Source organism: Streptomyces sp. NPDC006235 (assembly GCF_040613735.1).
In the GTDB taxonomy this organism is placed as follows: domain Bacteria; phylum Actinomycetota; class Actinomycetes; order Streptomycetales; family Streptomycetaceae; genus Streptomyces.
In genome coordinates, this window is the sequence record NZ_JBEXSR010000091.1 from 1 (window position 1) to 7,857 (window position 7,857).

8 protein-coding genes and 3 pseudogenes are annotated in these 7,857 nt (G+C 68.7%); 3 read left to right on the plus strand and 8 right to left on the minus strand.

Features of this window, described 5'->3' with window-relative positions; genetic code table 11:
- Positions 1 to 198: 198 nt before the first annotated feature.
- The 4 genes from ABZ192_RS42805 to ABZ192_RS42820 all read right to left on the minus strand — a co-directional run bounded on the left by ABZ192_RS42805 (position 199) and on the right by ABZ192_RS42820 (position 3,701).
- On the minus strand, positions 199 to 906 hold the full coding sequence (locus ABZ192_RS42805; protein WP_356929870.1) for a hypothetical protein: 708 nt from the start codon (positions 904 to 906) through the stop codon (positions 199 to 201).
- A gap of 270 nt (positions 907 to 1,176) precedes the next feature.
- The gene (locus ABZ192_RS42810; protein WP_356929871.1) at positions 1,177 to 1,701 is read right to left on the minus strand and encodes a hypothetical protein; all 525 of its coding nucleotides are present in this window, start codon (positions 1,699 to 1,701) and stop codon (positions 1,177 to 1,179) included.
- 290 nt (positions 1,702 to 1,991) lie between these two features.
- The gene (locus ABZ192_RS42815; protein WP_356929872.1) at positions 1,992 to 2,693 is read right to left on the minus strand and encodes a restriction endonuclease; all 702 of its coding nucleotides are present in this window, start codon (positions 2,691 to 2,693) and stop codon (positions 1,992 to 1,994) included.
- Positions 2,694 to 3,212: 519 nt separating this feature from the next.
- The gene (locus tag ABZ192_RS42820; RefSeq protein ID WP_356929873.1) at positions 3,213 to 3,701 is read right to left on the minus strand and encodes a MarR family transcriptional regulator; all 489 of its coding nucleotides are present in this window, start codon (positions 3,699 to 3,701) and stop codon (positions 3,213 to 3,215) included.
- A gap of 76 nt (positions 3,702 to 3,777) precedes the next feature.
- Here ABZ192_RS42820 and ABZ192_RS42825 point away from each other — a divergent pair, with 76 nt between their 5' ends.
- Entirely contained in the window at positions 3,778 to 5,037 is a 1,260-nt protein-coding gene (locus ABZ192_RS42825) for a multidrug effflux MFS transporter (RefSeq protein ID WP_356929874.1), read from the plus strand.
- Here the strand turns inward: ABZ192_RS42825 and ABZ192_RS42830 are convergent.
- Both ABZ192_RS42830 and ABZ192_RS42835 read right to left on the minus strand, forming a co-directional pair.
- Positions 5,030 to 5,293, minus strand: a pseudogene (locus tag ABZ192_RS42830) (transposase); the annotation flags it as partial. The gene ABZ192_RS42825 and the pseudogene ABZ192_RS42830 sit on opposite strands and share 8 nt — an antisense overlap.
- 50 nt (positions 5,294 to 5,343) lie before the next feature.
- Positions 5,344 to 5,583, minus strand: a pseudogene (locus tag ABZ192_RS42835) (site-specific integrase); the annotation flags it as partial.
- A 249-nt stretch (positions 5,584 to 5,832) separates the two neighbouring features.
- Here ABZ192_RS42835 and ABZ192_RS42840 point away from each other — a divergent pair.
- The gene (locus tag ABZ192_RS42840) at positions 5,833 to 6,255 is read left to right on the plus strand and encodes a hypothetical protein (RefSeq protein WP_356929875.1); all 423 of its coding nucleotides are present in this window, start codon (positions 5,833 to 5,835) and stop codon (positions 6,253 to 6,255) included.
- Positions 6,252 to 6,809, plus strand: a pseudogene (locus ABZ192_RS42845) (ATP-binding protein). The gene ABZ192_RS42840 and the pseudogene ABZ192_RS42845 overlap by 4 nt, the downstream one beginning before the upstream one ends.
- A gap of 67 nt (positions 6,810 to 6,876) precedes the next feature.
- Here ABZ192_RS42845 and ABZ192_RS42850 read toward each other — a convergent pair.
- Together ABZ192_RS42850 and ABZ192_RS42855 are read right to left on the minus strand one after the other, a co-directional pair.
- Positions 6,877 to 7,227: a darcynin family protein gene (locus ABZ192_RS42850; RefSeq protein ID WP_356929876.1), complete on the minus strand. Its 351-nt coding sequence runs from the start codon at positions 7,225 to 7,227 to the stop codon at positions 6,877 to 6,879.
- A gap of 114 nt (positions 7,228 to 7,341) precedes the next feature.
- Positions 7,342 to 7,665, minus strand: coding sequence for a hypothetical protein (locus ABZ192_RS42855; RefSeq protein ID WP_356929877.1), 324 nt, complete (start codon positions 7,663 to 7,665; stop codon positions 7,342 to 7,344).
- Between the last annotated feature and the right edge of the window lie 192 nt (positions 7,666 to 7,857).

The following is a 7,857-nucleotide window of genomic DNA, read 5'->3' on the forward strand; positions in this document are numbered from 1 at the left end:
GATGATCCCGCCAGCGGCCACCCCGCTTCGGTGTCCGGTCCGGGAGCAACGGCTCGATCCGCGCCCACTGCGCGTCAGTCAACGGCACACCCGGATCAACGACCGACTGATCCAAACGAAACTGCCTAGCTCGATTTGTTCACGAGAAGCGACAGCACCGACTCCTGTCATCGTCGCCCAGAAGACTGAAGCCGGTAGTCACTGTTCCCGTTCTCCATGTGTGAACGGGCCGGTCGCGGGGGCTACGCATTTGTCGACGACGGTCTTCTCGCCGGCCGCCGAGCCGTCCAAGCAGAGCCGTCCGCCTTGGTCGCGCAGGTCGAGAAAGAACCGCGTGGTCGTACCGGACTGCTTGAGGTCGTGGATACGCTCGTCGATGTAACCGAGGTCGTTCAGGATCGTCCTGACCTTGGTGGGGGTTGGGTCCGCCAGATCCCAGAGCGCCTGGGCGATGCGCTGTTCATGGAGGTTGCTCGCGCACCAGTCGCGAGCGTTCAACTCCACCTCCGGCCCCGCCGTGGGCGCGATCGGCTCGATCGCGTCACTCGGCGGTGTCGCCCCCGACGGCAACGGCCCCGCCGGACCGGTCGGCGGCGCCGATGGCAGACCCGTCGGCAACATCTCCGCCGGACCGGTCGGCGGCGCCGATGGCAGACCGGTCGGCGGCGCCTCTGGCGAAGCGCTAGGGGAACACTGCTGCGCGACCTTTCTCAGCATCTCCGTGAAGGCCGCGCTGGGCCGGGCCCCGGCGGTGTCTGCGGGATTGCTTCGCGGTCCGCCAGAGCCGGTCTTCTCGGTGCCGCAGGCGGCGAGCGCCAGAGCGGCGAGAGCTGCTATCGCAAGCGTGGGCCGCGGGCGGCGCGGGGAGTGGGCAGCCGTGCTGGTCAGGGCAGGGGTTCGTCTCATGCGCCAAGTCTCCGAGCGAGCCACCGCCTCCACGTGAGTGCGCGTACTCACGTGAGTAGGGGTACTTGCTCAAACTTTCCATGAGATGTGACCAAACGTCAGCGAGGGGAGACAACCAGTGCTGCCCGTTCTCGCGGACATCGACTTCCGCCCTGGCCATGCCTTGTCCGCGCCGGAGCCCGCTTCGAGGGCGGTCACCTTGTCGAACGCTCCGAGACCCTCGCGGCGTGATCGAAGTCGCGAGGATCGGAGTGGCCGTCAGGTGTGGGACTACTGCACGCAGCCTGCTGCGGGTGTGAGCGCCAGTAGCATTCCGCGCGGGGGTCGCCGGCGATCTCCAGGCGGGGTCAGCAGCCAGTGGCGCAAGTCGGCGTCGTCGGCGCGGCTGAAAGTTTCCGCGTAACGGGCGGTAAGGGTGTCGGTGATGGGTGCGGCCTCGGCTGAGGCTGGAGCGATGCCGGCGTCGAGTGCGCGGCCGACGCTGTCACGGACGATCTCGGTGAGGTCGTGATGCAAGCCGGTGACGTCACCCTGGGCGCGCTCGGCCGCCTGGTACTCGGCCATGCGGCGGACGGCGGCGCGGAAGTCGGGGTCCTGGGTGATTTCGGCGAGTTCCACCCAGGCGTCGACCTGATGGGGCTCGGGGTCGTCCGGCAGTTCGGGCATGGCCGAGCGGATCATGTCGACGAAGGCGGCGTTGGCGTCGAACCTGCCGAAGGTGTCGTCGATGAAGTCGGTGACAAGGCGTCGGCGTTCGGCGTCGGAGAGCTTGGCAAGCTTGTGTATGAGGTCCATTTCCTCGGGGGTGGAGCCCCGTTTGGGCCACCGCTCGCAGCACCGCGCGCCGCAGTCGGAGGGTGCGGATCCGCACCTTGAGGGCATCGGCGTGTGCGGCCGCGACCTCGGGCACCGAGACCTCCCGGTCCAGCACCTGCCGGATGACAGCAAGGTCGAGCCCGGTCCTCCGGGCCAGGACCCCGATTGTGAAGAGCGTGTCGCCGTCCATGCCTGCGCTTGCTCGCCCGGCGGTCGAGCGGTAGACCACAGGCCACAAGACCGCCACCGAGGCCAACAAGCCGCCGTTTTCAACCCAGAGACGTTGGCCGTCTGGGGGGCGGGACAGCCCGCAGCAACTCCCACAGCGGTCGTGAGCCCGACGCCCACACGGCCAGCGTCTGGCGGTCCACCACATGCAGCCGCTGCTGCTTGGCGAAGTCCACGGCCGGCGCGGTCACCCTGCCGTTCGTCACAATCACCGCGACGTCCGCCCCGTGCACCGGCCTCGCTGTCCCGTTGAGCACCTGCAGATCCGGCGTGCCCACTGCCGAGCCCCGCACGCCGTGGCGGCGGTGCTTGCACTGGATCACCCAGCGCCGCCCGAGCGGATCCGTGGCCTTCACGTCCGCGCCCAGGTCACCGCCTCCGCCGACCCGCTGCGCGTCCCGGCAGCCGTCCCGGCGCATCAGGTCCCGGACCGCCTCCTCGAACTTGGCGTGGTGCAGCGCGTCCAGCTGCTCCAGCCCGTAGCGCAGGCCTTGCGCGCGGACGGCGTCCCAGCGGGCCCGCTGCTGCCGGTTGTAGAGCCACCCGACGCCCGCCAGCACGGCGAGCACCAGGGCCATGAGGAGCACCCACCAGTGGGCCAGCAGCCAGTTGACCACCATCACCACCAGGCCGATGACCGCCGTCGCCACCACAGCAAAGACGATCAGCTGAGCATCCCGCTGCTGCTTCCGCCTGCTCGGGCGCCGCGTGCGCCGCCGCGCCGGCGGACGCCGACGGGTCATCGGTTCCCCTCCGGAGACGGGAACCGGACCGGGTACGACACCGTGGGCCGCGGCTGCTGAATCTGCGGCGGCGGGGCGTTGTCGAACCGGATCGGATACTGCACCGTCGACTGCGGCCGCGGAACCTCGCCCCCGCTCCCCGCCGATGCGCTGCCGTTGCCCAACGCCACCACGGCTAACGCGAACCCGGCAAAGATCGTCACCTCTCGTCTGGCACCCGGCGCCCACCGCGAGTGGCCCTTAACCGGCGTCCCATCGGAGCGCACATAGTCCCGTACCCAAGGCATACAAGCCTCCCCCTCGAAGCCACATGACCAGGACCGCCCATGGTGACAGCAGGCACTGACAACCGGTCCCACCAGCACCACACACGGCGATCAAGTGCGCCACGTGACTTGTCAACTGCGCCTTCTCCGGCTCGTTGAGCGAGGGGACCCATCGCCTGGCCCGCACCAAGGCAAGCAAGACCAATGGGACGAAGTAGCCGCCTGGCCGGATCGGGAGCGGTGCCCCCGGCTGTCAGCTGCGGGGTGCGGTGCGCTGCGACTTGAGGGCCGAGGCCAGGGCGCGCAGGGCCGGGACGGCAGCTGACAGCGCGGTGCGTTCGTCCTCGGAGAGCGTCGCGAGCGAGTCCGCGAAGAGCTCGGCCCACGCCTGCTCGATCATGGCCATGCCCTGAATGGCCCCCATGGTCGGGAAGAGTTGAACGGCACGGCGGTCATGCGGATCCGGCTCCCGGCGGACCAACCCCTGCGCCACCAGGCCGCGCACGGCGGTGCTGACGTTACTCGTATGCAGCCCCAGCTCCTGGGCCAGTGCGCCAACGCCGATGCCAGGTGAATCCAGCACCTGGCGGAGCACTTCGAGGTCGGAGGGGGGCAGCGGGGGCAATTCGGCTTCGCTGACGCCGCGCAACCGAAGCACGCGCCCGAGCGCGTAGAGGGCCGGAGTCAGATTCCTCGCCTCACGCAAGAGTGCCGCATCGCCTGCCGCTTCGGTTGCGTCCATGCAGCGATCGTAGCTCATGCTTATAGTTATATAATTATAAGCAAGCCTGGTTCGTCGGCACTTTCAGGAGAACGAGATGCCCATACCGCCCACCGGCACGGCGCAGAGGCCAGCGGCGCTGCTCACGGCAACGCTGGCACTGCTGTCGTTCGTGTTACCGCTCGCCACGGACATGTACCTCCCAGCCTTCCCGGCGATGGCCGATGACTTGGGCACCGACGCCTCCGGTGTCCAACTCACCCTGACCGCCTTCTTGTTCGGCACCGCAGCGGGCCAGCTGGTGCTCGGTCCGCTCTCCGACCGCTACGGACGGCGCATGCCGATCCTGACCGGCGCCGCGGTATGCACCCTGGCCACGGCGCTGTGCGCGGCGGCTCCCAACCTCGGGGTGCTCATCGTGCTGCGTTTCGTGACCGGATTCAGTGGCGCGGCCGGCCTCGTGGTGGGCCGGGCCGTCATCTCCGATGTCGCGACCGGTGCCGTCGCGGCCAGACTCTTCGGCGTGCTGATGGCCCTCGGTGGCATAGCCCCGATCGTGGCACCCCTGGCCGGCGGCGCCGTCGTGAGCAACGCGGGCGGCTGGCGGGGCGTTTTCTGGATCCTGGCGGGGGCATCGCTGCTGATGTTCCTGGCCGCGCTGTCCTTCATCCCCGAAAGCCTCCCCGAGGAGCGGCGCCGCCCCGGCGGTGTTGGAGCCACCCTGCAGGCCACCCGGTCCGTGCTGGCCGACCGTGCCTACGTCGGCTACACCCTCACCTTTTCCTTCGCCTGCGGATCGCTGTTCTGCTACATCGCCGGCTCGGCGTTCCTGCTCCAGAACGTCCTCGGCTTCACCGTGAGCCAGGCCTCCGTCGCCTTCTCGCTCGGCGCCCTGACCGCAACCGTCTCCAGCACCGTCAACACCAGGCTGGTCGGCCGCTACCACCCGCGACTGCTGCTGCGTATCGGCCTGGCCACGATCCTGGCCGCCACCACGGCGGCGCTGCTGGTCACCCTCGCCGGTCAGCTCAACCGTGTCCTCGCCCTCGGGCTCATCGCGATCGCCTTCCTCGGCATCGGCCAAGTCTTCGGCACCGCCACGGCACTCGCCATCGAGCGAGTCCCCCACGCGGCCGGAACCGGCTCGGCCGTACTCGGCACCTTGCAGAGCGTCCTGGGCGGCGTCGCCTCACCACTGGTCGGCCTGGGCGGCGAGGACACCGCCGTGCCACTCTTCATCGGCATGGCCGGTTGCTCCCTGATCGCCGTGCTCGCACTGCTGCTCACCAGGGTTGACACACCCCCGCCCGGCAGCGCCCGCGACGACATGGACAGTTCAGCGAGCACCGCTGCTTGAGGCGGTTGATGCACCGCTCGACGGTGTTGCGCTGCTTGTAGGTCTCGCGGTCGAAGGCTGGTGGCCTGCCGCCCCGGCTGCCCCGACGGAGCCGGTGGCTGCGCTGGTCTGCGGGGACGGGGATCACTGCCCGGATGCCGCGCTTGCGCAGGTGCTCGCGGATCGCGCGGGAGGAGTACGCCTTGTCGGCCAGGACCAGGTCCGGCCTGGTGCGAGGTCGGCCTCGCCGACGGGGAACGCGCAGGCGGGCCATGACGTCGGTGAAGGCAGGTGCATCACCGGCTTGTCCGGCATCGCGTTGTAGCCCATGGTGGTGTTGATGTCGGCGTGTCCGGCGATGACCTGGGCGATGTGGGGTGGCAGCCCGTTGCGGATCGCGTCGGTGATGAAGATCCGCCGGAAGTCGTGCGGGTCGAAGTGCAGGGGGAGTCCGCTGGCGTCGGTCAGGCCGGTCGCTTCCAGGACGTCGTTGAGACATGCGCGCAGGAACTCGCCGGTCATGTGGGAGGGCTCGCCGCTGCGGTCGTACTGGAACAGCAGCGGCATCGGCGGGTTCCACACGCGCTCGTTGTAGGACCGGGCCCGGGACGCCTCGCCGGCGGATGTCGGCTTTATCGGTGAGTTCTGACACCGGTTGTCGATCGGCGGCGACAACGCCCGGTGTGGGCGGAGAGTGGTATCGCTGAGTTTTGACACCACTTGGGTGCTTGCAGTGGGAGGCTGGGAGTGCTCTGCATGGTGAGGGGGCGCCGGTGCCGGCGAAAACCAAGGTCGGTCTGTACGCGGCGATACTCCGTGACAACGGGAACAGGCCCGCTCGCAGGCAAGTTCACCCCCGTACGCGACGCGTGGTGGGCGGCCGCATGCAAGGCCCACGGTGACCGGAAAGGCACCCGGGCACTGATCGAGGTCCTGCTGCTGGGTCGGCATCCTCACCACGAGTACCTGGTGACCGGGCTCGCCGCCGCCCTGGGGGCCGGCGCCCTGACCGCAGACGCGGTCGCTCTGGAGGCACGCAAGGCCGCCGAGGCCGAGGAAGCTCCGCCCGCTACGGCAGATCCGCAGCCGGACCGCGCGCGGGTGACGTTCCTGACTGAACGGCGGCCGGCCCACCTGCCGCCCGACAACCGGCCGTTGCCGTCGGTCGCGGCTTACGTCCAGCTGCTGCGCCCCAGTCAGCGGCCGAACTGTTCCGCCGCCGAGGGGGAAACGCTATGACGACGTTCAAACGCCACCGCGGACTGACCGAGCAGGCCGCCGATACCGCCGTCGACGGGCATGCCGCATGCTGCGGCTGCCCACCATCAGGGCCCAGTTCCCGGAACTCTCCGAAGCAGCCGCCCGCGACCAGATGTCGTACCGCGGTTTCCTCGCCGAACTGCTGATGGCCCAGTGCGACGACCGGGCCCGCCGCCGTTCGGAACGACGGATCAAGGCCGCCGCCTTCCCCCGGGAGAAATCACTGCGGGAAGAAGGCTGTGCCGCTCTTCCTGATCGGCGACTCGGGCACCGGCAAGTCGTGGAGCTCGACCGCAGGGGTGCTGAGCTGCTGTTCCAGGTCCTGACGGAGCGAGAGGAGAAGAACAGCGTCGCCATCGCCTCGAAACGAGAGCTTCAGCGGCTGGACCAAGACCTTCACCGATCCCCGGCTCTGCGCGGCCATCGTCGACCGCCCCACCTTCGGCGGCAACCTGATCCAGACCGGCACCGACTCCTATCGCCTCGCCATCACCCAAGCCCGGGCCGCAGCCCAGGGCACCACCGCGGGCTGACTTCGCCCCAGGCCCTTCCGCCACAGCTGGCGCATCGGCCGGCCATCATCACGGCGCTCACGACGGCTCAGTCACGCTGCCCGGTTCGACGCTCGTAGTCGGCGAAGCCGTCCTCAATCGTCGGCAGTACAAGCTCCACCCGGAAGTAAGGCACGCTCCACAGCGGACTGTCGCGAAGACCCTCGAACAAATTGGACCACGAGGTCAGGTCGTTGGTCGTCGCCACTAGAACATCGGACGGAGCGGCGGCCCAGGCTTCAGCGTCGAACCATCGGACCTGGACAGTGTCGTGTTTGTCCAGCAGCGGTTGCACATGATCGGCGATGATCTGCTGACGCTCGGGGCGCCCCAGCGCGAGCCACGAGGGCAAAGCCGTGAGGTGCACGAATATGGTGAACCGCGGTTGGATGGCAGTCATAGCCCCATTGTGGATCAACCGACGTCGGCGAACACCCTCCTCAGCGGATCGCCGTCAGGCCATCATCACGGCATTGAAGGGGAACCCTCCGTCCGTAATGGTGTGAGTTCTCACCTACGAAGCCAGGATGTCGATCGCGTCGAGGACGTCCTCGGCCGGCGCCGTGCTCCAGCCATTCGGGGCCGCGAGGTCAGCGAGGTGACATGCGCTCTCGACCGCCTGTTCGGCTGTCTTCTCTACCCCGGGCCCGGCCTGCGCAGACAACTCCATGACCACACAACGACCGTTCCGCTCGAGCCGGTGCAGCTTTCCCGACGCCTTGTCCGCCGGCGCGGAACCCAGCCGCAGCCTCACGGGCGCGCCCGTACCGGTGCGGGCCTGAACACCCACAGTGCGCCTGACCCATCCCCAGAACTCCCCGCCCGGCTCGGTCTGCACGTCCAGTGCCTGGGCGGCGCGGGCGTGATCTCCCGCAACTTGGCGGTAAAGGAGGGTTGAACGACGGCGTCGGCTGCCTCCCTCCAGTGTGGCGCACTCCTAGGCAGTGTCTTTCCGATCATCTGATCGTTGGGTCGGTCGTGAGGGATGGGGAGATATCTGACGCTGCGTGGACGGTGATCGAGCCTTTGC

Excerpts from the sequence above, each read along its gene's own strand:
- ABZ192_RS42805 (WP_356929870.1), bottom strand. The coding sequence starts at position 906 with ATGAGACGAACCCCTGCCCTGACCAGCACGGCTGCCCACTCCCCGCGC.
- ABZ192_RS42810 (WP_356929871.1), bottom strand. The coding sequence starts at position 1,701 with ATGGACCTCATACACAAGCTTGCCAAGCTCTCCGACGCCGAACGCCGA.
- ABZ192_RS42820 (WP_356929873.1), bottom strand. The coding sequence starts at position 3,701 with ATGGACGCAACCGAAGCGGCAGGCGATGCGGCACTCTTGCGTGAGGCG.
- ABZ192_RS42825 (WP_356929874.1), top strand. The coding sequence starts at position 3,778 with ATGCCCATACCGCCCACCGGCACGGCGCAGAGGCCAGCGGCGCTGCTC.
- ABZ192_RS42850 (WP_356929876.1), bottom strand. The coding sequence starts at position 7,227 with ATGACTGCCATCCAACCGCGGTTCACCATATTCGTGCACCTCACGGCT.
- ABZ192_RS42815 (WP_356929872.1), bottom strand. The coding sequence starts at position 2,693 with ATGACCCGTCGGCGTCCGCCGGCGCGGCGGCGCACGCGGCGCCCGAGC.